21 protein-coding genes are annotated in these 22666 nt (G+C 64.8%); 7 read left to right on the top strand and 14 right to left on the bottom strand.

The window, feature by feature from the left end; genetic code table 11:
• Positions 1-57: 57 nt before the first annotated feature.
• The 3 genes from GY791_13435 to GY791_13445 all read right to left on the bottom strand — a co-directional run bounded on the left by GY791_13435 (position 58) and on the right by GY791_13445 (position 5754).
• Positions 58-2808 carry a histidine kinase gene (locus tag GY791_13435; protein ID MCP4329427.1) on the bottom strand — a complete coding sequence of 917 codons (2751 nt, stop codon included), beginning with the start codon at positions 2806-2808 and terminating at the stop codon, positions 58-60.
• A 263-nt stretch (positions 2809-3071) separates the two neighbouring features.
• Entirely contained in the window at positions 3072-3458 is a 387-nt protein-coding gene (locus tag GY791_13440) for a response regulator (protein MCP4329428.1), read from the bottom strand.
• Between the two features lie 700 nt (positions 3459-4158).
• Entirely contained in the window at positions 4159-5754 is a 1596-nt protein-coding gene (locus tag GY791_13445; GenBank protein MCP4329429.1) for a DUF2083 domain-containing protein, read from the bottom strand.
• A gap of 270 nt (positions 5755-6024) precedes the next feature.
• On the opposite strand from GY791_13445, the gene GY791_13450 reads away from it, so the two are divergent.
• The 4 genes from GY791_13450 (at position 6025) to pcaD (ending at position 9755) form a co-directional block, all read left to right on the top strand.
• Positions 6025-7995: a sodium:solute symporter gene (locus GY791_13450; protein ID MCP4329430.1), complete on the top strand. Its 1971-nt coding sequence runs from the start codon at positions 6025-6027 to the stop codon at positions 7993-7995.
• Positions 7996-8089: 94 nt separating this feature from the next.
• Positions 8090-8332: a hypothetical protein gene (locus GY791_13455; GenBank protein ID MCP4329431.1), complete on the top strand. Its 243-nt coding sequence runs from the start codon at positions 8090-8092 to the stop codon at positions 8330-8332.
• Positions 8329-8934, top strand: a complete 606-nt coding sequence (locus GY791_13460) for a tetratricopeptide repeat protein (protein MCP4329432.1) — start codon at positions 8329-8331, stop codon at positions 8932-8934. The genes GY791_13455 and GY791_13460 overlap by 4 nt, the downstream gene beginning before the upstream one ends.
• A 20-nt stretch (positions 8935-8954) precedes the next feature.
• Positions 8955-9755, top strand: a complete 801-nt coding sequence (pcaD, locus tag GY791_13465) for a 3-oxoadipate enol-lactonase (GenBank protein MCP4329433.1) — start codon at positions 8955-8957, stop codon at positions 9753-9755.
• A gap of 174 nt (positions 9756-9929) precedes the next feature.
• Here pcaD and GY791_13470 read toward each other — a convergent pair whose 3' ends face one another.
• A complete protein-coding gene (locus tag GY791_13470) occupies positions 9930-10133 on the bottom strand; it encodes a hypothetical protein (GenBank protein ID MCP4329434.1) in 204 nt (67 codons plus the stop codon).
• Between the two features lie 27 nt (positions 10134-10160).
• Entirely contained in the window at positions 10161-10673 is a 513-nt protein-coding gene (locus GY791_13475; GenBank protein ID MCP4329435.1) for a hypothetical protein, read from the bottom strand.
• Positions 10674-10793: 120 nt separating this feature from the next.
• Between GY791_13475 and GY791_13480 the strand changes: the two genes are divergently transcribed.
• Both GY791_13480 and GY791_13485 read left to right on the top strand, forming a co-directional pair.
• Positions 10794-11720, top strand: coding sequence for a PDZ domain-containing protein (locus tag GY791_13480; GenBank protein MCP4329436.1), 927 nt, complete (start codon positions 10794-10796; stop codon positions 11718-11720).
• Positions 11695-13005, top strand: coding sequence for a S8 family serine peptidase (locus GY791_13485; GenBank protein ID MCP4329437.1), 1311 nt, complete (start codon positions 11695-11697; stop codon positions 13003-13005). The genes GY791_13480 and GY791_13485 overlap by 26 nt, the downstream gene beginning before the upstream one ends.
• Before the next feature lie 17 nt (positions 13006-13022).
• On the opposite strand, the gene GY791_13490 is transcribed toward GY791_13485, so the two are convergent.
• Both GY791_13490 and GY791_13495 read right to left on the bottom strand, forming a co-directional pair.
• Positions 13023-14165 carry a hypothetical protein gene (locus tag GY791_13490; protein MCP4329438.1) on the bottom strand — a complete coding sequence of 381 codons (1143 nt, stop codon included), beginning with the start codon at positions 14163-14165 and terminating at the stop codon, positions 13023-13025.
• Between the two features lie 102 nt (positions 14166-14267).
• A complete protein-coding gene (locus GY791_13495; GenBank protein MCP4329439.1) occupies positions 14268-14732 on the bottom strand; it encodes a hypothetical protein in 465 nt (154 codons plus the stop codon).
• Positions 14733-14901: 169 nt separating this feature from the next.
• Between GY791_13495 and GY791_13500 the strand changes: the two genes are divergently transcribed.
• On the top strand, positions 14902-15597 hold the full coding sequence (locus tag GY791_13500; GenBank protein MCP4329440.1) for an IS6 family transposase: 696 nt from the start codon (positions 14902-14904) through the stop codon (positions 15595-15597).
• On the opposite strand, the gene GY791_13505 is transcribed toward GY791_13500, so the two are convergent.
• From GY791_13505 to GY791_13535, 7 genes are read right to left on the bottom strand one after another with little or no spacing between them, the layout of a single operon-like run.
• Positions 15545-15784, bottom strand: a complete 240-nt coding sequence (locus GY791_13505) for a hypothetical protein (protein MCP4329441.1) — start codon at positions 15782-15784, stop codon at positions 15545-15547. The two genes, GY791_13500 and GY791_13505, sit on opposite strands and share 53 nt — an antisense overlap.
• Before the next feature lie 19 nt (positions 15785-15803).
• Complete coding sequence (hemG, locus tag GY791_13510) at positions 15804-17198, bottom strand: protoporphyrinogen oxidase (GenBank protein MCP4329442.1); 1395 nt, start codon at positions 17196-17198, stop codon at positions 15804-15806.
• Positions 17195-18472 carry a radical SAM protein gene (locus GY791_13515; protein MCP4329443.1) on the bottom strand — a complete coding sequence of 426 codons (1278 nt, stop codon included), beginning with the start codon at positions 18470-18472 and terminating at the stop codon, positions 17195-17197. Before GY791_13515 ends, hemG begins: the two co-directional genes overlap by 4 nt.
• 8 nt (positions 18473-18480) lie before the next feature.
• Positions 18481-20139 (bottom strand): universal stress protein, encoded by a 1659-nt coding sequence (locus tag GY791_13520; GenBank protein MCP4329444.1) that lies wholly within the window; start codon positions 20137-20139, stop codon positions 18481-18483.
• Positions 20136-20363 carry a hypothetical protein gene (locus GY791_13525; GenBank protein ID MCP4329445.1) on the bottom strand — a complete coding sequence of 76 codons (228 nt, stop codon included), beginning with the start codon at positions 20361-20363 and terminating at the stop codon, positions 20136-20138. Before GY791_13525 ends, GY791_13520 begins: the two co-directional genes overlap by 4 nt.
• Positions 20360-21898, bottom strand: coding sequence for a c-type cytochrome (locus tag GY791_13530; protein ID MCP4329446.1), 1539 nt, complete (start codon positions 21896-21898; stop codon positions 20360-20362). Before GY791_13530 ends, GY791_13525 begins: the two co-directional genes overlap by 4 nt.
• Positions 21898-22665 carry a cytochrome c gene (locus GY791_13535; protein MCP4329447.1) on the bottom strand — a complete coding sequence of 256 codons (768 nt, stop codon included), beginning with the start codon at positions 22663-22665 and terminating at the stop codon, positions 21898-21900. Before GY791_13535 ends, GY791_13530 begins: the two co-directional genes overlap by 1 nt.
• Between the last annotated feature and the right edge of the window lies 1 nt (position 22666).

The raw sequence follows: 22666 nt of genomic DNA on the forward strand, positions 1-22666 counted from the left end.
ACCTGCTGTTCGCGATGTCTAACATGGATACCGGCGAGTCGAAAGCGGCTGCGGTCATTATTGCGCGGCCTGGACCGCCTCCGTGGCGTAGGGTATCGCGACCGTAAATCGGCTGCCCTGGCCGGGCCGGCTTTCGACCCAGATGCGTCCGCCGAAATGCTGGACGATTTGACGGCAAATAGGCAGGCCGAGGCCAGTCCCGAACGGTTTGTCGCCGAGGGTGTCGCCAACCTGCTGGAATTTTTCGAAGATCATTTCCTGGGCCTCGCGAGGAATACCGACCCCATTGTCCTCAACCGCGATCCGCAATTCCGCCGGCAGCTCCTGAGCGGAAATAGTGACCTTTGGGCCGGCACCGTCGCAGAACTTGACGGCGTTCGACAACAGGTTGACGACGACTTGGAACAAGCGGTCGCGGTCGGCATGGACCGAGCGCATACCCTCGGGCATTTGCACGTCCAGCGCGATCGACTTCTCCTTGAACAGGTTGCGGGTTATCGCCACCGCCTCCTCGACCACCGCCCGCGGATCGACATCGGCGAAATGCCATTCCATTCGCCCGGCTTCCATCTTCGCCAGATCCAGCACTTCATTGATCAGGCGGGTCAACCGTTCGCTCTCGGTAATGATGATGTGGAGGTATTCCTGGCGCTCGGCTGCGTCGAGATCGGGATTGTCGTGGAGGATCTCGCCGAACGACCGCACCGATGTCAGCGGCGTACGCAATTCGTGGCTGACGGTAGCAATGAAATCGTCCTTCAGCCGGTCGAGTTCTTTGAGCCGCTCGTTGGCGGCCCGCAATTGGGCGGTGGCCGCCTGCAACTCGCGCGATTTTTGCTCGAGCTGATGGCTATGCTCGATGACGTGGGAGGCCTCGTCGAGGATCTCCATGACCTCGTCGATGCTGACGATGTCGCCTTTCGTCACCGAAGACACCATGACCCGGGCCGAGGCCGCCCCGATGGCGCCGGCGAGAAGCCGTTCGGCGAAATTGACGAGATCGGCATCGGCCTCCTTTAGCCGCTTGAGATTGATGTTTCGGCGCCGGCCATAGGCGGCGAAAGCGCGGTCGGCCTGGGACCGCCCGACGAATCGGGTTACCAGGTTGTAGAGGTCGGCGACGGTGGCGGTGCCGCGCCAGAACCGCGCCTCGTCCGGCTCCCGCGATTGGCGGAGCACGTCGACGAAGAGGGTCGCCTGAATACGCTCGATGGCGCTCTGCCGGCTGAATAACGACACCGCGACATAGCCGCCGATATTGGCCAGCATGCTCCAGAACAGCGCATGCGACAGCCTATCGAACCCCTGCAACGCGAACAGTTCGTAAGGCTTGAGAAGTTCGACCCCGCCCGGTCCGTGATCGATGAAATCGGTCGGCAGCCATCCCGACAGGGCGAACGACGGCAGCAACAGGGTGTAGAACCAAACCGCGAAGCCAAGGCTGAGGCCGACCAGCGCCCCCATTCGTGTCGCCCCCTTCCAAAAAATGCCGCCGATGATCGCCGGCGCGAACTGGGCCGCGGCGGCGAACGAGATCAGCCCGATGGTGACGAGGGCGTAGGATTCTCCGATATAGCGAAAATAGATGTAGGACAGCAGCAGGATGCCGATGATCGCCCCACGGCGAATCGCCAGCAGCAGGCCGGTGAGCTCGCCCCTTTGCGCCAGCCGCAACCAGGCGAGGCGCAGCAGTACCGGCATCACCAGATCGTTGCAGACCATGGTGCTGAGCGCGATGGTGGCGACGATGACCATACCGGTCGCCGCCGACAGACCACCGATGAAAGCGAACAGCGCCAGCCCCTCCTGGCCATGGGCCATCGGAATGGTCAGCACGAACGTATCGGCATCGACCATCCCGGCGGGAAATTGCAGCAGGCCGGCCAGTGCAATCGGCAGGACGAAAATATTGATCACCAGCAAGTAGAGCGGAAACAGCCAGATCGCCTTCTTGAGGTGCGATTCGTCGAGGTTCTCGACGACCGTGACCTGAAACTGCCGGGGCAGACACAAGATCGCCGCCATCGACAAAATGATCAGCGTCACCCAACGAGCGTAATCGCTCCCGCCGCCGACCACGAACAGTCGTTCGGCGGCCGGAACGGCGGCGGCCTTGGTGAACAGGTCACCGAACCCGTTGTAAAGCCCGAAGGTGACGAAGATGCCGATGGCGAGAAAGGCCACCAGCTTGACCACCGATTCGAAGGCGACCGCGACCACCATGCCTTCATGGTGTTCGCTGGCGTCGATATGACGGGTGCCGAACAGGATCGCGAACACGCCCAGGACCAAGGCTACCAGAAGCGCGGTATCCTGGAACACCGGGACGCTGTCCAAGGCGCTCGGCATGACGATTTCGGGGTAGCTCAGAAGCACGGTGAAACTGGTCGAGACAGCTTTCAGCTGGAGCGAGATGTAAGGCAGGATGCCGACCACCGCGATGACCGTTACCAATCCGCTCAGTTGGGTACTCTTGCCGTAGCGCGAGGACAGGAAATCGGCGATCGAGGTGATACGGTTGATCTTGGTGATCCGGATGATCTTGACCAGGACGAACCACCACAGCGCGAAGGTCAGCGTCGGGCCGAGATAGATGGGCAGGAAATCGACGCCGCTCGATGCCGCCCGGCCGACACTCCCGTAGAACGTCCACGAGGTGCAGTAGACGGCGATCGACAGCGCGTAGATATAGGGATTGTTGGCGAGGCTACGCCGCTCGTCGGCCCGCTTGTCGCCGTAATAGGCAATGGCGAACAGCAGGCACAAATAGGCAAAAGAAACGAAAAGGATGAACCAGCCGTCGAGCATGGCTATAGGCCCATATCGTCGCCGGCGCGCGCGTCCCTGGCACGCTGCCGGCGGACAGCGGTGCGCCATCCGGCGCTGAGGAACAGCAGGACGATGAACGCCGCCCAGGCGGAAAACAGGTAGAAGTAGAGAATCGGAAAATCGCCGATAAACCCGTCCGTGCTGAACAGCGACAAGAGCGGCGGATTGAATATCAACAGGCCGAGCGCGAACAGGGCCAGCGAACGTTCGCGAGTGGTACCCCGTCGCGTCATTGGGGCATCCTATTGGTCTCGGTTCGCCCCGCCATCGAGGAGCTGCTTGACCTTGTCGACCACCTCGCGGGTCGAGAACGGTTTGGTGATGTATTCGTCGGCGCCCAGGGCGATCCCCTTGTCACGTTCCGCATCGCGCCCCTTGGCGGTAAGCATGATGATCTTGACGGACGCCAGGTCCGGATTTTTCCGGATCGATTCACACACTTGATACCCGTTACGCTTGGGCAGCATGACATCGAGCAGGACCAGGTCCGGCGCCGATTCAGCCAGCGCCGCCAGGGCGGCGTCGCCGTCCCGCGCCACGGTGACCGTATAGCCGGCCTTTTTCATGAGAAACTCGAGCGACAGGACGATGTTCGGCTCATCCTCGACGATAAGGATCGACTCCACCATCCGCCACGCTCCAACATCCGAGGGCAGCAGCATTCCCGTCCTGGCCATAACGAGGCGCGCTGCGCCGGTTCACCTCCCTGCCGCCGGGATCGTCCCGAACAGCAGACCGGATGAATTCTACCCCTTTCGTACGCGGCTTGCCATGCATGTAACGAACGCGGCCCATTCGATGGGACCCCGTCTACCGGCGGGGTTGCGCACGACGGGCCAAGCCACGGCCCACTGGTGGCGGCCGTCGGCGCGTCGGGGTCCTGATCGACCACCGCTCGCCTGTCCGCGAGAGCAACCGTTTGACGCATCGATGCGACAAACCGGACTGGGATCAGTACCTGAGAAAATTTACAATATTAACAGATTTGCAGAATATTTTGCAAAGTATATTTCGTTATAACACAATTGCTTAAGTAATAACATTGACAATTATCACATATTGTGAAATTTTCACACTACGCTCGAAATCGGTTTCCGACGCGCACGCCGTGAGACCACTGAACAAGGGAGACCCGAAATGACCCAGCTCGCAGCCACGATCAACAATAACAAGAGTGTAGTGCTTTTGATCGCAGGCCTCACCGCACTCGTGGTGATTGGCATTCTGACCAGCTAACCTGATCCCAACCAAGGCGCGGTTCGCCGCATCTTGCCAAGCCCCGCCGCCGGCGGGGCTTTTGATTCCAGGCCAGCGCAACAAGCGGAAGCGCTAATCCGGCTTGTCGGAAGCGGCCTCGCGCGGCTCCGGAAACATCGCCGGCGACACCCGCTCCGTACAATCGCTCCGGTCGCACAGGCGACAGGTGACGCCGACCGGTACGGCGGTGGCATCGGCGCCGAGGTCGAGCCCGTCGCCATAAACAATTTCGTGAGCGTAGGACAATTCGCAGCCCAAGCCGATCGCGTGCCAAGCCGGCGGATCGCCGGTACGGGCGGGCGGGCGCCGCAGCGCGCGGGCGATATTGAAGTACGTCGTCCCGTCCGGCATACGCGCGATCTGGGTATCGATGCGATCAGGCGTCAGGAACGCGGTGTGGACGTTCCACCGCGGACAAGCGCCGCCGAACCGCGCGATGTGCAGGCCCGACCCGCTGAACTGCTTGAAGACGTTGCCGGCAATATCGATGCGGAGGAAATGGAATGGCACGCCGCCGGCGCCGGGCCGGCGCAAAGCGGTCAAACGCTGGCATACCTGCTCGAAACTGGCATCGAATCGTCGGGACAGAAGATCGATGTCGTAGCGGAGCGTTTGCGCCGATTCGAGAAACGCTTCATAGGGCATCATCGCCGCGGCGGCGAAATTGCCGGCAAGGACCTGCCGCGCACGTTCGCGGGCAGCGGCACCGAGCAGGTCATTGTCGTCCAACAGCGGATCGAGAAGATCCGGCGCCGACAGCAATGCGATACGGCGCGCGATCTGAAAGTCGCGACTCGGGATCGACAACGCCTCGGAGAGCAGCAGGCGACGCCGCGCCGGATCATAGAAACTGTGGCCGGGCGCGTCCGGGCTTACCGGAACAATGCGCATGCTGACGTCGAACCGGCGTGACAATTCCGCGGTCAGAGCCTGGGTCCGCGAACCGCCCTCGGCGTCCAACGAATCGATGAAATTCTCGGCGGCCACCTCGAGCGTGGGAAAATGATTGCCCTGTGTTTGGATGAAATCGCGCACCTCTTCGGCCGGCGATAGGGCGCCTTCTTGGCCCTCGCGACTGGCCGCATCGGCAAAGTCGAGCATGCGGTCGATGGTCGATGCCAGTTTCTCGCTTTCGTCGACCAGCACGCCGAGAAAGGCCTGCCGCTGCGACGGCTCCATATCGCTGTGGTCGTGAAGAATCTCGGAAAATGATCTGATCGAGGTCAGGAACGTGCGCAGTTCGTGGGTCGAGGTCGACAGGAAAGTGTCGTCGGACAGACGCTCCGTCAACGATCGCACATCCTCTCGGGCCTTGCGGAAGGCGCGATAGAGGGCCAACACCTCCTGACACAGGCCGGGGGCGGCGGTGACCATGTCGAGCAGCTCGGATTGGGAAAAATCGACGTCACGGAACAACGGGTCACCGAACAATTCGGTGAGGTCGGCGACCAGACGAGATTCTTCATCCTCGGAAAATATTTCCAGGTCGACGCCGAAAGTCTTGCCGATATTGATAAGAATCGACAGGGTCAGCGGTCGCTGGTTGTGTTCGATCAGATTCAGATAGCTCGGCGATATGCCCAGTTTTCGGGCCATGTCGACTTGGGTCATCGCCCGTTCGCGGCGCAATCGGCGGATCTTTCCACCCATCAGGACTTTCGCTGCCATCGTATCCCGCGCTGTTACATTGTTTACAAATTTACATCACGTATCGTAAATATGTTTACTTTGAAATCATTATATTGCCAATAAATTATTGACGTGGGCGATATTTGGGTGAAGTGTTCACACAGCCTGTGGTAGGTCGCCGCCGGGTGTGCGTTTGGACCAAAAAATCGGCCTACCACGACGTGATTTTAGCCCCTCCGTTGGAGGCAAGACCTCGGCAAGAGGTGGACCCGCGACAAGGATCGGGCTTCAAAGAAAGGGAGATGCCTTATGGAAGCGAAGGTTATCTGGCTTTTCATCTTCGTCCTCGTTTACTGGGCCTATTGCATCACGATGGGCCTCAGAAGCGCGCGAATGGCGAAGACCGCCAGCGACTATTTCATCGCCGGGCGGCGGTTGAACATGTGGGTGTTCATCCTCGCTGCGACGGCAACATCATTCTCGGGATGGACGTTCATGGGTCATCCGGGCCTCGTCTTTCGCGACGGGTTCCAATACGCCTATGCATCGTTCTACACGATCACCATCCCCTTCACCGGCGTGCTGTTCCTGAAACGGCAGTGGATGCTGGGCAAACGCTACGGCTACGTCACGCCGGGCGAGATGCTGTCCGATTATTTCCAGGGCAATGCCATCCGCATCCTGACCGTGCTCGTGGCCCTGCTGTTCTCGATCCCTTATCTGGGTGTCCAGCTCGGTGCCTCGGGCTTCCTGTTCACCGTCCTCACCGACGGCATGATCCCCAAGGATTGGGGTATGTGGATCCTGTCGATCGTCGTCCTCGTCTACGTCGCATCGGGCGGTCTGCGGGCCGTGGCTTATGTGGACACCGCACAATGTGTTCTGCTCGCCCTCGGTATCGCGGTCGTCGGTGTGATTGCGTTGCAGGCAGCCGGCGGCTGGGATTCGCTGCAATCGGGTCTCGCCGCATTGGGCGCCTCCGATGTCGGCAAATGGGGCACCACACAGGGCTACGGCGGCGGCGACTACAACGCCTACTTCGCCATCCCCGGTGTGATTCAGTTCACGGCCGGCTTGGGCAAGGAAACCCCGGTCGGCGGTCTGTGGACCGGCATCATGTGCCTGACCTACATGTTCGCATTGATGGGCATTCAGTCGGCACCGGCGTTCTCGATGTGGTCGTTCGCCAATAACGATCCGCGTCCGTTCGCGCCGCAACAGGTGTGGGCCTCGTCGCTGGTGATCGGCGGCATCCTGTTCTTCTTCACCGCGTTCCAGGGCATGGGCGGCAATATCCTCGGCGCCAACCCGGCGGTGAACGAAGCAGGTTTGGCGATCGCCAACGTCCTCCCCGACACGATCGCGGCAAAGCCCGATTCGATCGTACCGCACTACATGAACCTGATGGCGACACAAGCGCCCTGGTTGGTTGGGCTATTGGCGGTCTGCGCCTTGGCCGCGATGCAGTCGACGGGTGCCGCTTATATGTCGACGGCTGGCGCGATGCTGACCCGCGACCTCTATAAGAAGTACCTCAATCCGACCGCTTCGCACGCGACGCAGAAGCTGTGCGGCCGCGGCGGCGTAGCATTCATCGTGCTGTCGGCGTTGGCGGTGGCGACCTTCTCGGCCGATGCCCTGGTTCTGTTGGGCGGCTTGGCGGTCGCCTTCGGGTTCCAGATGTGGCCGTCCTTGGCGTCGGTTTGTTGGTTCCCGTGGCTCACCCGTCAGGGTGTGACCTGGGGTCTCGCGGGCGGCCTGATCGCCGTCATCTTTACCGAGACCTTCGGCCAAACGATCGCCGGCTGGTTCGGCATCGACCTGCCGTGGGGCCGCTGGCCGTGGACCATCCATTCGGCCGGTTGGGGCATGCTCGTCAATCTGGCTATCGCGCTGCCGATCTCGGCCGCGACCCAGAATGCCAATGCCCTCGCCCATCGCATGACCTACCACAACTTCCTCGCCGAACATGGCAGCCTGTCGCCTGAAAAGCGCAAGCTGATCCCGGCGGCGTGGGTCATCACTCTGGCCTGGATGTTCTTCGGAATCGGTCCGGGTGCGGTGCTCGGCAACTACATCTTCGGTGCGCCGGATGCCGGCGTCGATGGCTGGACCTTCGGCATACCGTCGATCTGGGCATGGCAGATCCTGTTCTGGGTGCTCGGCGTCTTCATGATGTGGTTCTTGGCATACAAGATGGAGATGTCGACGGTTCCGGATAAGGAGGTCGAGGCGTTGGCCGAGGATATCGGCGACGTCGCACCGGAACAGCAGAGCTAACAGCTCTACTTATCCAACTTTCGCGGGGGGAAGGGGTTCACCCTTCCCCCCGTTTTTATTAGCATGCACCTCTTCGACGCCGATCACAGTGAACATGGACTACCTGCTTTCGCCCGACAGCCGTTATCTGTGGACCGCGATTCTGGCGCTGACACTGTTCTATCCGGTCCGCCAGTTGATCTGGGTGACATCGGTGCGCCGTCTCGAGCGCCGCGAGGGCGATTCCGATGAGACCCGGCGCCAATCCCTGAAGCGCCGCGCCAATGTGACCGCTGCACTGCTCTGCTTCGTTTTCGCATTTTTCTACACCGGCTACATGCTGCAGGCCGGCCCGTGAACCCGCGCGTCCTCAGGCGGTTCATCATTTTGTTGGCGGGCCTGACATTCGTCGCCTTCACGGCGTGGGTTATCCACGGCTACCTCAACCCGATCCCGGGCGACTTTCAGGTCCGGCGCGGCGATATCCATCTCGGCGTCGGCGAGTGGGATGAGGCGCTCGAGGATTTCAACCTCGCGCTCGAGGAGCAGCCCGATCATCGCGGCGCACTCATGGGCCGGGCGATCGTCTTCGTACAGACCGGCCGCGACACCGAGGCGGAGGCCGAGCTCACCTATCTGATCAACTACCTCAACGCAAACCTGGAACCGGATGACCCGACGGGCGCCGGCACGCTGGCCGCCGCCCATGCCAATCTTGGCATTCTCTACGATCGCCAGGCCCGCTACGAGGACGCCGTCGCCCACTACATCAAGGCCCTCGAAATCGACGAAGGGGCGGTCGACGGTCCCGACATCTTCCACAAGATACTCTATGAGGCACAGCCGTCGACGATCCGGGATCGCGCGATTTACATCCTGGAGCAGCTCAAGCTGCCGGAGGACCAACGTTTGCTGCGCCTCCCGGAAAAGGACGAGCGCCAGCGGATGTACAAACCGTAGCGGATGCGGGCGGCCACTCGATGAGAACTCGAGTCGGCGATATCGAGGTCGACTATGCCATCGACGGGCCGACCGGCGCGCCGGTCGTTACCCTGGTCCACTCGCTGGCCACCAGCCACCATGCTTGGGCCGAAATCGCCGCCGGTCTGCAGACCGATTTCAGGGTGCTGCGCTACAGTTTGCGTGGCCACGGCGACACCGAGGCCACTCCCGGCCCCTATTCGATCGAGCAATTGGCGGACGATCTTGCCGGCCTCCTCGATGTTCTCGATATCGGCCGCAGCCATATCGTGGGCCTGTCGATCGGCGGCATGATCGGCCAGAGCTTCGCCGTGCGGCATCCCGACCGGCTCGCGCGTCTGATCATCTGCAGCTCCCTCGCCGAACTTCCCGATGGGGCAAGCGCGATCTGGCAGGCGCGGATCGACGCCGCGCGGGAGCAGGGAATGCAAGCCCAGGCCGCGGGCACGATCGAACGCTGGTTCACACCCGATTTTCGGACCGCCAATAAGGCAGTCCCCGACGCCGTATGCGCGATGATTGCCGCCACTTCGCTCGACGGCTATCTCGGCTGCTGTGCGGCGATCGGCACCATGCACCTCACGCCGCACCTCGCCACCGTCACGGCGCCGACCCTGGTCCTCGTCGGGTCCGACGATGCGGGAACGCCGCCCGCCGCCGCGCGCATCATCGCCGCGGCGATCCCCGGCGCCGAGCTCGGGATCATCGAGGGCGTCTCCCATCAGATGGCGTTGCAGGAGCCGGAGATATTCACGGGATCGGTGAGGGATTTTCTGCGCGGCCCGGCGCGCATGAGCTAGCCCGCTAGCCGATGCGGGCCGGCGAACGGGGAAATCGGTCAAATCCGCCCCGCTAGGGTATGATCGGCTCACGTCGCAACGAATTAAGCCGCGAATCACACCCTAACATATTGAATTAGAGCAAGATTCACGTTTCAGTTCGACTCGATCTGAAACGATCTTGCTCTCGGGTTCTCAGTAGAACCGCACCACGCCGAGCACGTCCTGCATCAGAACCAGGAAAAAGAAGACCGCGGCGATGGACCCGAAAAGCAGCTGAACCGTATCGGTATCGCCGTCTTCGTTACGGTATCGAATGCCGCGCCAGGCAATAAAACCCGTTACCGCCAGGAACAGGTAATTGATCGGTGTTTCGAGTGCGCCGGCGAATTCAAACATCGCGTTGGAACCGTTCCACCCTGGATTCTAGGAACCCTGGACCGGCGTCCTGGGTTTCTCGGGCGCGGCGGCGGGGCGAAGCTCGTCCTCGCTGTGGTAAGGCGGCAGGATCGACGTCGACTTGTAGCCGCTCAGATGGCCAACCAGAATGGCGCCGCCGATGACAACAAATAGCACGCCGACGGCGATCGCGAATTTCCGTACGCCTTCCGGTTGGTAATTGTAGTAGTCGCTGTCGTAACGGTGATAGGTCGGGTCCTGATCGGTCAGCATGCCGCGTTTCTCGAGATCGACGATATGCCGGGCGTAGCGCAGGGCCCATGACGGCACATCCCCATGCAGCATATAGGCCGCGAAAAGCTGGTCGGTCAGTGAATCGTCGAGATCCTTGCCGTAGGCCTTGCGATAGGCGAGCTGCAGCACCTGGAACTCGCCGATCTGAAGCAAATTGGCGGCGTTGGCGACCTCGCCGCGCTCGGGGTCGTCCTCCTTGCCGGGATTGGCGAAGACCTCGAGAAACTTCATGATTTGACGCTTCATGAATGTACTTTATGCGTGGAGTCGGGCGCGGCACAAGGAAGAACCATGGGATTCCGGAGACTTGATCGGCGCAAGACGCCCGTCCCGTCCAAACGACGCCGAGCATTATCGATCCGTGCCGTGGCGGTCTTCGCCATCTCCGCGGCGACGTCTGGGGCGTGGGCGTTGCCGCCGGAAAGCCTGGACAGCGTGGTCAGCGTCCTACCGCTGTGGCCGGGGCACGCGCGGGGCGGCACCGGCGACCCGATGGCCGATGCGCCCGAGGGCAGCGGAATCGTAATCGAGGCCGGCGGCTATATCGCAACCGCGGCCCACGTCGTCGATCGGGCAACCGACATCCAGGTGCGGCTATCCAACGGCCTAGTCCTGGCCGCCACCGCGATTGCCAGCGACCCGGCGACGGATATCGCCGTGCTCAAGATCGATCTCGATGCACCGGTCTTCGAGCGCGCCCTGCCGCCGGCCCTCGGCGAACCGGTATGTGCGATCGCCAACCAGTTCGGCCTCGATCTTTCGGTCACCTGCGGGGTCGTGTCGGCTGTCAATCGCGCCGGAACCGGCTTCAATATCATCGAGGATTTCATTCAGACCGACGCGACGGTCAATCCCGGCGCATCCGGGGGCGCCCTGGTGGACATGGAGGGTCGCCTGGTCGGCATGCTCTCGGCCATTTTCACCCGCCAGTCGGATGCCGACATCGGGGTCAACTTCGCCGTTTCGGCGCGACTGCTCGATCGCGTGGCGCAGGATCTGATCGCCTACGGGAAAGTGGTGCGGGGCCGTCCGGGGGTTCGCGTCGCGCCCCTCGATGAGGCGGCGCGCGGACAATTTTCGGGCGTCCGCGTCATCGGCGTCAGCGAGAACAGCGCGGCGGCCGGGGCCGGCATCCGGTCCGGGGATATCATCACCGCTATCGACCGGCGCAAGATCCGCACCGAATCCGATATCCTATCGGCGTTCCACCTCAATCGGCCGGGACAGGCCATAACGGTTTCGCTGATTCGCGACGGCGAACTCTTCGATGCGACCTTCATCCTGGATCCATAGAATCACGGTTGCCGGTTTGGCGCCGTTTGTCGCCGCCGCCGGTACCGGCCTCGCGGCCGCCAACCCCGCGCCCGCGGATTTGATGAGGGATGTCCTAGAGGCGATGTGCGTGGCGCCGGAGGCCGGCCTCGAAGCGGTCGCCACGGCCATCCAGGACGCGGTTCCGAGCACGGCCGGTTCGGTCATCCCCAGCCCGCACGCATTCGGCCGCGAATCCGTTGCGCTCGACATCGACCGCGGCGGACGCATCGTCGTCGACCGCCGCCTTGTCCGCGGGCAGGTGCGGCGTTTCACAATCACCTACGACGAACCGGTTAGCGACGGAAAGATGCGCCCGGTGCTGCAGGTTGCCGCCAGCGCCGATTGCACGAATGTCGATGGCCGTCGTCTGGTCTATGACGACAGCGACCGGCCCGCTCGTCTCGAACATCTCGATCCCGGCTTGCAAGCGGTGCTTTACGACGAGCCGCTCAACCCGCCGCCGCCGCCGGGCCCGGACCCGGACGGGGTCACGGTTGCGCTGATCGATAGCGGCGTCAACTACACCCTCCCCTTCGTCGCCGACCGTCTCGCGCGCGACACGGCCGGACGCATCCTCGGCTACGATTACTGGGATGACGACGACCGTCCCTACGATATCGACGGCCGCGGCGGCGCCTTCTTTCCGCTTCATCACGGCACCGCGGTGGCGAGCGTGTTGCTGCGCGAGGGGCCGGACGTCAGGCTCCTGCCGTTCCGGTATCCGCGGCCGCGCATGGACCGCATGGCCGATTTGATCGCCGCCGCCGACCGCGCCGGGGCGCTCATCGTAACGGTCCCGATGAGCAGCACGAACCCCGAGGAGTGGTCCGCCTTCGTCGATGCCGCCGGCAGCCGGCCCCACATGCTGTTTATCATGGCGGCCGGCAACGAAGGCCAAGACCTCGCCCGGTCGCCGCGCTATCCGGCGGCGGCCGGCCTCGACAACGCCCTCGTCGTGACATCGTCGACGCCGTTCGGAAAGCTGGCGCCCGGCTCCAACTGGGGCGTCGACCGGGTCGATTTCATGGTGCCGGCGGAGCAGGTCGAGGCCATCGACCATCGCGGCGCCAGGCGCAAGGCATCGGGGTCGAGCTTCGCCGTGCCCCGCGTCGCCGCCCTCGCGGCGCGGCTGCTGGCCGAAAACCCGTCTTGGCGCGCGCCCGAGCTCAAGGCCGCGATCCTAGCCCGCGCCAATCGGTCGCCCTATCAGCGGCCCGCGGTGACGCGCTTCGGTTGGATCGCCAATCCCGCCGACGACGAATGACGGGGTTCGACCTGCGTTTATTGCGGGGTCAGGCGCGGCGGCGGGGCGTCGCTGTCGAGGAATCGCCGGGCGGCCGGCGCCATCTCGGCGTGATGCGTTTCGAGCAAACGATAGGCCGCCTCGGCCAGGTCTCGATCGCCGCCCCATTTGCCGGCCTGAATCGCAAACCGCAGGACCTGGGCATCGTCGGATGCCGCCGCGATCAGGGGATCGATGTGGACCAGTTCGTCGGCGTAGCGTCCGGCGAAGTGCAAGGACACCAGAAGACTGAGCCGGGTGTTGAAGGCATGTGGGTCGAGGGACAGGGCATGCTCGAGTATTGCCACCGAGGCTTGAAGCCGGCGGCCGACGCCGAGGACCTGGCCCGCCAAGTCCATGAATTGGCGGTTTCCGGTAGCCCGACAGCGATCGGCGATGGCCGCCGCGGTCGCATCGTCGAGGTCCCCGGGGCGGCCCAACCGCGGGTCGAGGAGTTCGAAACAGGCACGGTAGGCGGCGCCCAGCGCGGCCTGGTGGTCCGCATATTGGGGACCGGTCGATGCCGTTAAATCGGCAATCGCGGCCGCCGGAATGGCCTCGTTTCGACCCTCGCCTCCCGACACCACGATCGCCACCAGCCGCCCGTCACGGTCGACCAGCGCACCGCCGCTGTTTCCCGGCTGGCTGTAGGCATCGTGATGAAGCCGCGCCAGCGGATAGCCGCTTGCCGGCAAATTCACGATCCGGCCCGGCGCATAGACTCGAACCTTGCGGTTCGCCACATCGGCGCCGACCGCAAACACGTAACTGTCGGTATCCGGCGCGGCGGGCACTAGGGTGGGCCCGGGACCGAGGCCATCGGCACGCAATAGCGCCAAGTCTCCGCCATAGGCGCTGGGAACGACCTTCCCCTCGAGAATGCCGCCATCGGGCGTCGTGATCACGGCGGTCTCACGATCGGCGACGACATGGCGGCTGGTGACCAGCAAGTCCTCGCCGATGCGAACCGCCGAACCGAGCGGATCGAAGGCCGTGACCGCGAACACCGCCAACCGAGCGGCGCAAACCGGATCGGGCGCGCGACAGGAGGTTTCGGCCGCCGCGGCGCCAGCCCAAGTGGCAACGGCGATAGCAAGACCCGGGAGGACCGCGCGGGCGCGGCAATGAAATACCGGCGACATGGCGCTTAGACTAGCGGAACCGGATGGCGGATGGCCATGTTGTCAGCCACCGGCGCGGCCCGGTCGAACCTGGGACCGAGATTTCGGGGTCCGGCTAGCGGATTAGGATTTGAGCTCGCGCCACCACGCCTCTTCCAGCGCGTCGCGAAGCTCGATGCGATACAGCTTGGTCCAGAAATCGATATCGACGTGACCGACGTCGCCGCGGCAGCGGCCGGGATTGAACACGCAGACCGCATGGGCCGCCTCATGGAACCTTCGTTCCGACACGCATAGAAACTGGGTCAACGGCGCGCCATTGCACCGCGAGGGATCGACATAGATGGTCCAGGTTTGGGGATCGAAACAGGCTGCGATCTGTTTGCCGCGGCGGGCGCCGCTTTGGCCGCAGAACGAGTGATCGGCCGAGACCTTGACCGCGGTCGGTAGACGCAGGTCTGTCTTCTCGGCGAACCATGCCATTTGCCCCACCACATCGGTCGGGACACCAATCGAAGGGAGCTCGCCACGGCCCGGCTGAGCAATCGTCAAGCCGAGCACCAATGCCACGATGAATGCGGGTCGCATCGCCTACCGTCCAACCACGTTTCGACGTCCGCAGGTATTGAACACGAACTTGATTAAGAAACCATTTGCTGCCGCGAAGTGCCGCGTAGCAGGGCTGACGGCCGATCGGGAGGGGAGTGTCAGAGTAAGACTGCTTGAGGCGGGGACGGGCGGTCCGTAGCTTGGGCGGATGAAGAACCCCTTCCGCTATTTCAACAGGTCGCCGCAGGTGATCCGCCTCGCGGTGATGATGTACATCCGCTATCCGTTGTCGCTACGCCAGGTCGAAGACCTGCTGTTCGAGCGTGGTATCGACGTTTGTCACGAGACGGTGCGGTTTTGGTGGAACCGATTCGGTCCAATACTTGGCGCCGAGATCAGAAAGCGGCGCGTCGGACATCGGTGCTTTTCGCATTGGCGGTGGCACCTCGACGAAATCTTCCTGCGGATCAATGGCGAGACCCACTGCCTGTGGCGGGCCGTTGATCAGGAAGGCGAAGTGCTCGAGGTTTTTGCGACGAAGCGACGGGATCGCAAGGCTGCGCTTACGTTTCTGAAGCGCGCAATGAAACGCTACGGTCGACCCCAGTCGATCGTGACGGATCGTCTTCTGTCATATCGCTCAGCGATGAGGATCATCGGCGTTGCTGCCGATCAGACCTGTGGTCGGTGGCTCAACGACCGCGCGGAAAACTCCCACCGGCCGATGCGACGACGAGAGGGAGCGATGGCCAAGTTCCGGGACATCAAGACCCTGCAGAAGTTTGCCTCCGCTCACGCCTCGATCCACAATCACTTCAATCTCGACCGTCACCTCAACCGCCGCGATATTTTCAAGAAGAACCGCTCCGCTGCGCTGGCCGAATGGCGTCTGCTGGCGGCCTGAGCGCCTCGGACCGGCACCCTTTGCGGGCCGGTTCAGGTTTGTCTGACAGTGCCGACCAGCCGGCGGTGACGCAGCCGTCCTTCCACAACACCGTCGCGACGACGGCCTCGATCTCGTCGATGTTTTCCAGCCCACTTTCGAGAATCTCCGCCAGCGTGGTCCGGTACAGGCTTTCCACTTTGGCCACAATTTCTCCTTGTGTCGTGCTAGGTCGCGTTCCGCCGGACGACCGCAGGAACGTCATCCCTGGTTGCGCCGAGATAGGCGCCGACGTTGGCGGCGGTCTCTCGGGCGGTCGTCAAGCAGGCGGCGACCGACGGCCCGGCCAAGTAGTTTCCGGTGACGAACAGACCTGGCCGGCGTTGGCAGACGGCGTTTAGGTCCTTAACCAGGGCGCCATGGCCGAGGCGGTATTGAGGAATCCCGACCGGCCAGTGGCGGACGCGGGCGACGGTCGGATCACCGCGGGCGCCGATCAAATCGCGGAACTCGGCACGCGCCAGAGCGATCAGGTCGGCGGCCGGCAGCCGCGCCAGGTCGGGTGCGCGGGCGCCGCCGATATAGCCGACGACGGCGACATGACCGGCCGGCGCGCGGCCGGGGAACATGGTCGACGGGAACTGGGCGCCGAGCAGGTCGCGGCCTTCGATTTCGGGGATGAGGAAGCCGAGGCCATCGAGGGGGTGGTCGACCTGGCGGCGGGCATAGCCGAGGAAGACAACGGCTAGCGGTGGCGCCTGGATCCGGCCCGCGGCGTTGGCCGCCACCGGGTCCGCGGGGAACAGTAATTGCGCCGCGACATGGGGCTGGGTGGCGATGACGACCGCGTCGGCGTCGAGCGCCCCGGCAGCGCCCGCCTCGACCCGGAACTCGCGGCCGCGGGGAATGATCCGCCGCACCGTGACCCCGGTCCGCACCGCCGCGCCGAGACGGCCAGCGAGTGCGTCGGGCAGGGACGCCATCCCGCCTCGCCAGGAGAACAGGCGGCTCCCGGGCATGGTGCCGCCCTGACGGCGGCGGCTGAACACGGCGCGCGAGATCGATCCGTAGTCGCGTTCGAGCGCGACCAGCTTCGGGAACACCGTGGATACCGAAAGCTCGGCCGCCCGTCCGGTATAGAGCCCGCCGACCAGGGGATCGATGACCCGGCGAGCGAATTCGCCACCGAAGCGCCGGGTGCAGAAGGCCATCACCGATTCTTCCGGCCCGCCGCGTCGGGCCGGAATGGCGAATTCCGCCATCACGCGCAATCGTGCGGCGGCGGAGAGGTAGCCGGAGGTCAGGAAACCGAAGGGTCCGGTGGCGATCCCATGGAGCCTGCCGCGGCCGACGAGATAACGCCGCTGCACGCCCGCGCCGAAGTCGCAACGGGCGCCGTCAAGCTCGAGCTCCGCCGAGAAATCGGCGCCGGCGGGCAAGGCGGCGTTCATCGTGCTCGGCCCGTGTTCGATCAGGAACCCGCCGACGCGCTCGGAGACGGCGTTGCCGCCGGCCGCGTGCTGGCGTTCGAGGACGACCACACTGTGGCCCCGGCGCTCGAGGTCATAGGCGGTGGCCAACCCGGAGACGCCGCCGCCGATGATGACCACCTTTGCCGTCATCGCTCGCCCCCTCCGCCCATTGCGGCGGGTGGGAAGGAGCCCCCGGCGAAGCGGCGCCGCGCCAGTTCCGCCATCACCTCCCCGGTAACCTCGTTGCCGTGGTTGGCGCGGACATGGTCCTCTGCCTTCTGGCGTACGAAGCGGCGAACGAAGGGCGGCGCCCGGGCGAGCCACGCCTCGGCCTCGGGCGTCCACGGCAGCGAGCCGGCGACCGCGTTCAGGGGCTCGATCACCGCGCCGCCGCCGGGGCGGTAGCCGCAAAGGAAGTCCTCGCCCATCAGATTGCCGTCGCGGGCCAGCGGCCGGGCGCGGCAACCGCCGCAGACCTTGGCGTATTCGCAGGCCCCACAGCGGCCCTCCAGGACCGGCGCGCGCAGGGCCTGAAACTGAGGCGCGTCGCGCCAGATCACAGCGAAGTCGGTCTCGCGCACGGAGCCGACCTCCTCTTCTATATAAGGACATGCGGTGATCCCGCCTTCCGGCGTGACCCGGCAATAGCGGGTCCCGGCCAGACAGCCGCCGGCCTCGTAACCGTGGGCCGCGGTTATCGGCCAGGTCGGGTCGAGCTCCCAGGCCATGCGCTTGAAGTGGGGCGCGCATTTGGCGCGCACCATCAGGCCCTCCTCGTCGCGCGCGATCTCGGTGATGCGGCGCAGCACCCGGTCGTGGGTGTCGACGGAGACGTTGGTCGCCTCCTGGCCGCGTCCAGTGCAGACGAGGAAAAAGACGTTGAGGACGAAGGCGCCGGAATCGCGGGCGAACGCGACCATGTCGTCGAGCTCGTCGGCGTTGTCGTCGTTGACCGAGAAATGGATCTGGAAGCGCAGGCCGTTGCGCCGGCAGGCGTCGATCGCCGCCATCGCCCGCGCCCACGACCCTGGCCGGCCGCGGAAGGCGTCGTGATGATCGGGGTCGAGGGAATCGACGCTGATCCCGACGCCCTGCAACCCGGCCGCGCGCAACTCCTGGGCGCGCGCGTCGTCGAGTAGCATGCCGTTGGTGCCGACCACCGCCATCAGGCCGAGGTCGGCGGCATGGGCGACGAGCGCGGTCAGGTCGCGGCGCAACATCGGCTCGCCGCCGGTGAACACGACCATCGTCTCGTCGCTGAGCGCGGCGATGTCGCCGAGCAGCGAGCGGACCTCGTCGGTGCTCAGCTCGGCGCTGCCGCCGTCGGTGCGGGTGCCGGCGTCGAGGTAGCAATGGGCGCAGCGCAGGTTGCACCGTCGGGTCAGGTTGAGAGCAACCAGGAAGGGGGGCGCCGGGTCGGTCATGGCGGGCCTCACTCCGCCTTCTCTTCGGTGCCCGATCCGCCGCCCGGCGGCACCGGGCACATTGCCTTGCGCATCTCGGCGATGCCCGCCTCGGCGAGGTCGAGGGCGACCTCGCCGAGCTCGCGTTCGCGGGCCATGTCCTCGATCTCGGCCCTGACCGTTCCGCGCACGATCTCCGGCACCCGGGCGAGCCGGGCCAGCGCCGCCGCGCTCCACGTCGGCGCGTCGCCGTCGGCGGCGTCGAGGAACGGCCGCACATGCTTGGCCAGGACCTCGGGCGCGCGCTCGCGGCGTGCCCGCTTGACGGCGCGCAGCCGAATGTTATCGGCGACGCTCGAGTCGGGCACCGTCGCCAACAGCTTCGCTGCCGCCGCGCTCAGATCCAGGGTGCGGCCCGGGTCGGCCGCGCCGCCGCCCCCCCCCGGCATCATCCGGGCCGTCACTTCATCGACGATATCCGAGGTGATGAAGGTATGGCCCTTGGCCTGGGCGTGGCGTAGGACCATCTTCCGCGCCATGTCGCGGACGAATTCCGGCGCCCGATTGATCTTGGCCTCGGCCTCGACGCTCCACGACGTCGTCTCCTCGGCAATGACATCAAGGGGCGGCGTGTAGGTCGTCTGCGTCAGCCAGACATGGCAGGGCGCCAGCCGGAGCAGGTTCTCCGCATTGCCGCCGATGTCGAGTGCATCGTCGGCATGGACCCCGGTCTTGCCGAGGACGAGCAGACTGGCGCCCACTGTCTCGACGTAATCGCGCACCGCCCGATAGGGCTTGCCGTCGAGCAGCTTGGTTGTGATCTCGACGTTGAGGCCGACGGCGATGGTCGTCGAGACATCGAGGTGCGACTGGTAGATCTTGGCGATGCCGTCGTCGATCAGTTCCTCGTGGAGCGCCTCCTGCTCCTTGAAGCGGAACACCTTGCCCGCCTCCTCGCTGAGCACGGCGGCGATCTTGTTGAAGGCGACGTAGTGGTAATAGGGGTCGTAGGCGGCGACCGCATGGACCTCGGCGCCGACCCGGGCGGCGATGTCGAGGGCCGTCATCAGCGCGCCGTAGGACTGCGGCGAGCCGTCGATGCCGACGACGACCGGCCCGTCGCCGATCGCCCTTTCCGGGTCGCGGACAACCAAGGAGTCGATCGGGCAGCGCCGAACCACCCGCTCGCAGACGGTCCCGACGAAGCCGCCCGGCACGGCGCCGAGGCCGACCGCGCCGAGGGCGAGGACGTCGAAGTCGCCGCTTCGCGCCGCCTCGACGATCCGGCGGTAGTTCTTGCCCTCCGGGCTGAGGCGGCGGAACGCCACCCCGGCGACGTCGCAGACCGCCCGACCGACGTCGTGGTAGCTGTCGCTGACAATGCCGAGGCCGCGCGTAATGAGATCGTCGTGGACCTCGCGCTGGTAGCCCATCTCCTCTTCCTCGCGGTAGCGCTCGGGCAGGCCGCCCTCCATCATCTTGAAGCGGCGGTCGTGGAGCATCGCCGCATAGGCATGGATGCCGGTGATCTCGCCGTCCACTGTCTTGGTCAGGCGGACCGCCTCCGCGAGCGCCCGGTTGGCGTGATCGGAGGCGTCGAGGGCGACCAGAATGCGCGCCAGCGAGACCGGCGCTGTGTCGACACTGTCGTCGGCCGCCGCCGCCGAAATCGCGGGTGATGAGGTCATGACAGGCTTCTCTGTTGGTGATCGGGGCGCCGCCGCGGTCCGCCTTCGCGGCGGATGGCACCGAGGGCGTAGAACAGCACGCCGGCGCCAAACAGGAAGATGTAAAAGGAATCGACGGCGAGACCGGCGCGCCAGGACAGCATGAAGTCGAGCGCGCTGAGGAACAGCAGGACGACGCCGAACAGCCGCAATATGGCGCCCCGCTCCGGTCCCGGTGCACTCATGATCCGCTCCTTTTCGCCGCGCCGCGCGCCCACAGGATTAGGGCGCCCAGGATCAGCAGGGCGACGACGATGGCGGCGATGATCGGCCGCGACCCGGCGGCCGGCGCCAGCAGCAGCCAGTACCAAGTGGTCATCGTGTGCTTGGTCGCAGTCTCACCATTGCTGCCGTCCCAATTGAAGAACGCGATCGGGATGAAGCGGCCCTCGGAGAACTGCAGATCGTCGCCGATCGCGTCGGTGGTCAGCGGACGGGTCATCGCGACCCGCCAGGTGCCGTCCCGGTAGCTGCCCGTGGCGGTCAACCCGCTGGCGGAGGCGTCCCGTTCGCGCCGGTCGTTGATGCCACGGGCATCGGCCAGGGTGACGCCCTCGGACGTGTCCGTCGTGCCGCTGCTCCATTGCCACAGGTTCACCGGCCGGGTGGCATCACCCATCAGGAAGTAGGGCTTCTCCATGCCCTGCGGAACGGTCACGGGAAATTGGATGGCGACCGCGTCCTCGCCCATCCCATCCTCCGCGATTGCCTCCGCCTTGGCGTCGCCGGGGATGCTCTGGGTCCGGTCGTCCCACTCGACGAGCAGCGCGATCGCGGTGTCGTCGTAAAGCGCGCGCACGGTAATCGAGTCGTTGGCCGGGGTGAAGAAGCGTTCGCCGGCGACGATCTGCGGCACCAGGAAGAAAGTCGCTGGCGGTCCCTCGGTCCAGGCCGGATCGTCGGGCGATGACGGCAGGCCGCCATCGACCTTGGCCGCCTTGATGACCGTGTTGTCGGCCCGCACCACCCGCTCGGAATCGGCCAGCGAGGCGACGTAGTTGGCGACATGCCAGCGCTCCTCGATGCTCAGCTTCTTCTTGCTCTTGGGGTCGGCGAAGGACGGCATTTGGGTGCTTGGGATGCCGACCGAGATGCGGGTGAAGATGTCTTTGGGCGCGTTGCTGGTGCGGAAGGTCCAGCCCTTGGTCAGGTTTCGCGGCCAGGTCCGCGCGCCGTTGTCGTCCTTCAGCCGCTTGACCGCGTCGCCCTTGCCGTCGCGGCCGTGGCATTCGCTGCAGCGGTCGCTGGCGAGGAACAGGTCGCGGCCCTTGGCGATGCTGTCGGGCGAGGATTCGATCATCGTCCCATAATCGACCTGGGCGCTCGGCTGCTCCTCCTCTAGCCCGGCAAAGGTCTTGATGTAGGCGATCACGTCCCACATCTCCTGCTCCGACAGGATGTCGCCCCAGCCCGGCATGGCGGTCCCGTTCATGCCGTCGCGGACCATCCGCATGAGATCGTCGTCGTTGGGTACGAAGTCTTCGAAAGCGGTGCTCCTGAACTTGTAGTCCCCGCTGGTGAAGTCCCTCGGCGGCGGGTTCAGGCGCTCCTCCGCCGGGCTCAGGCCGTCGCCGTCCTCGCCGTGGCACTGCAGGCAGCGGGCGGCGTAGATCTCCTCCCCCCGATCCGCGTCGCCCGGTGTTGCCGCCGCTGGCGCGGCCACCATCAGCACGGCGGCGAGCACCGCCGGAAATCCACCCAGACGGGTCGGCGCGGCCATCACCCGTGCTCCCACGACCGCGGCCGGTGGCCGGTATAGTCGTAGAGGAACAGGATCACTTTCCAGATCTCGTCCTCGGTCAGGAAGTCCTGCCATACCGGCATCGACGAAATCCACGGCGCGGCTTCCTTGGGCAGGCCGGGCCCGCCGGTGGCGATGCGCCAGAACAGGTAGGACTCCTGCAACTGGGCGATGGTGCCGACGTCCTGGAAATCGAGCGGCGTCGGGTTGAGGCCGGCGGCGTAAGGTCCCCTGCCGTCGAGCTTGTCGCCGTGACAGTACTGGCAATTGCGGATGTAGATTTCGGCGCCTTCGACGACCATTTCGGCGAAGCCTTCCGGGTCGTCCTTTTCGAGCGTGCGGAAGGGGTTCTCGACTTCCAGCAGGTTGACCCGGCGGCCGAAGATCTTGGCCGTCGTCGGCGGCGCCGGGTGGATCGAGCGCAGCTCCACCGGCGCGTCGAAGCTGGGCTGCATCTGTACGAAGGTGGCGGCCCCGGCGGCCAGCGGCACGACGGTGAAGACCAGGTTGCGCAGCCAGCGCCGCGACGGGTCCTCGACCAGCGCCTTGATCGGCGCCACCAACTCGCGGGTCCGTTCGTCGTCGTAGGTGAAGGTCATGAAGACGCCGGCGGCGACGAAGAACATGTACATCGTCAGCAGGCTCGACGGAATGACCTGACCGAGGACGACATCGAACCCGACGATGAAGCCGAGATAGACCCCGACCATAACCAGGACAGCTTGGAGCAGGCGTGGAATTCTCATC

The sequence above is a fragment of the Alphaproteobacteria bacterium genome (genome assembly GCA_024244705.1).
GTDB lineage: Bacteria > Pseudomonadota > Alphaproteobacteria > JAAEOK01 > JAAEOK01 > JAAEOK01.

Excerpts from the sequence above, each read along its gene's own strand:
- GY791_13535 (MCP4329447.1), bottom strand. The coding sequence starts at position 22,665 with ATGAGAATTCCACGCCTGCTCCAAGCTGTCCTGGTTATGGTCGGGGTC.
- GY791_13450 (MCP4329430.1), top strand. The coding sequence starts at position 6,025 with ATGGAAGCGAAGGTTATCTGGCTTTTCATCTTCGTCCTCGTTTACTGG.
- GY791_13455 (MCP4329431.1), top strand. The coding sequence starts at position 8,090 with ATGGACTACCTGCTTTCGCCCGACAGCCGTTATCTGTGGACCGCGATT.
- pcaD (MCP4329433.1), top strand. The coding sequence starts at position 8,955 with ATGAGAACTCGAGTCGGCGATATCGAGGTCGACTATGCCATCGACGGG.
- GY791_13500 (MCP4329440.1), top strand. The coding sequence starts at position 14,902 with ATGAAGAACCCCTTCCGCTATTTCAACAGGTCGCCGCAGGTGATCCGC.
- GY791_13530 (MCP4329446.1), bottom strand. The coding sequence starts at position 21,898 with ATGGCCGCGCCGACCCGTCTGGGTGGATTTCCGGCGGTGCTCGCCGCC.
- GY791_13485 (MCP4329437.1), top strand. The coding sequence starts at position 11,695 with ATGCGACCTTCATCCTGGATCCATAGAATCACGGTTGCCGGTTTGGCG.
- GY791_13525 (MCP4329445.1), bottom strand. The coding sequence starts at position 20,363 with ATGAGTGCACCGGGACCGGAGCGGGGCGCCATATTGCGGCTGTTCGGC.
- GY791_13495 (MCP4329439.1), bottom strand. The coding sequence starts at position 14,732 with ATGCGACCCGCATTCATCGTGGCATTGGTGCTCGGCTTGACGATTGCT.
- GY791_13475 (MCP4329435.1), bottom strand. The coding sequence starts at position 10,673 with ATGAAGCGTCAAATCATGAAGTTTCTCGAGGTCTTCGCCAATCCCGGC.
- GY791_13490 (MCP4329438.1), bottom strand. The coding sequence starts at position 14,165 with ATGTCGCCGGTATTTCATTGCCGCGCCCGCGCGGTCCTCCCGGGTCTT.
- GY791_13515 (MCP4329443.1), bottom strand. The coding sequence starts at position 18,472 with ATGACCGACCCGGCGCCCCCCTTCCTGGTTGCTCTCAACCTGACCCGA.
- GY791_13520 (MCP4329444.1), bottom strand. The coding sequence starts at position 20,139 with ATGACCTCATCACCCGCGATTTCGGCGGCGGCGGCCGACGACAGTGTC.
- GY791_13470 (MCP4329434.1), bottom strand. The coding sequence starts at position 10,133 with ATGTTTGAATTCGCCGGCGCACTCGAAACACCGATCAATTACCTGTTC.
- GY791_13435 (MCP4329427.1), bottom strand. The coding sequence starts at position 2,808 with ATGCTCGACGGCTGGTTCATCCTTTTCGTTTCTTTTGCCTATTTGTGC.
- GY791_13440 (MCP4329428.1), bottom strand. The coding sequence starts at position 3,458 with ATGGTGGAGTCGATCCTTATCGTCGAGGATGAGCCGAACATCGTCCTG.
- GY791_13445 (MCP4329429.1), bottom strand. The coding sequence starts at position 5,754 with ATGGCAGCGAAAGTCCTGATGGGTGGAAAGATCCGCCGATTGCGCCGC.
- hemG (MCP4329442.1), bottom strand. The coding sequence starts at position 17,198 with ATGACGGCAAAGGTGGTCATCATCGGCGGCGGCGTCTCCGGGTTGGCC.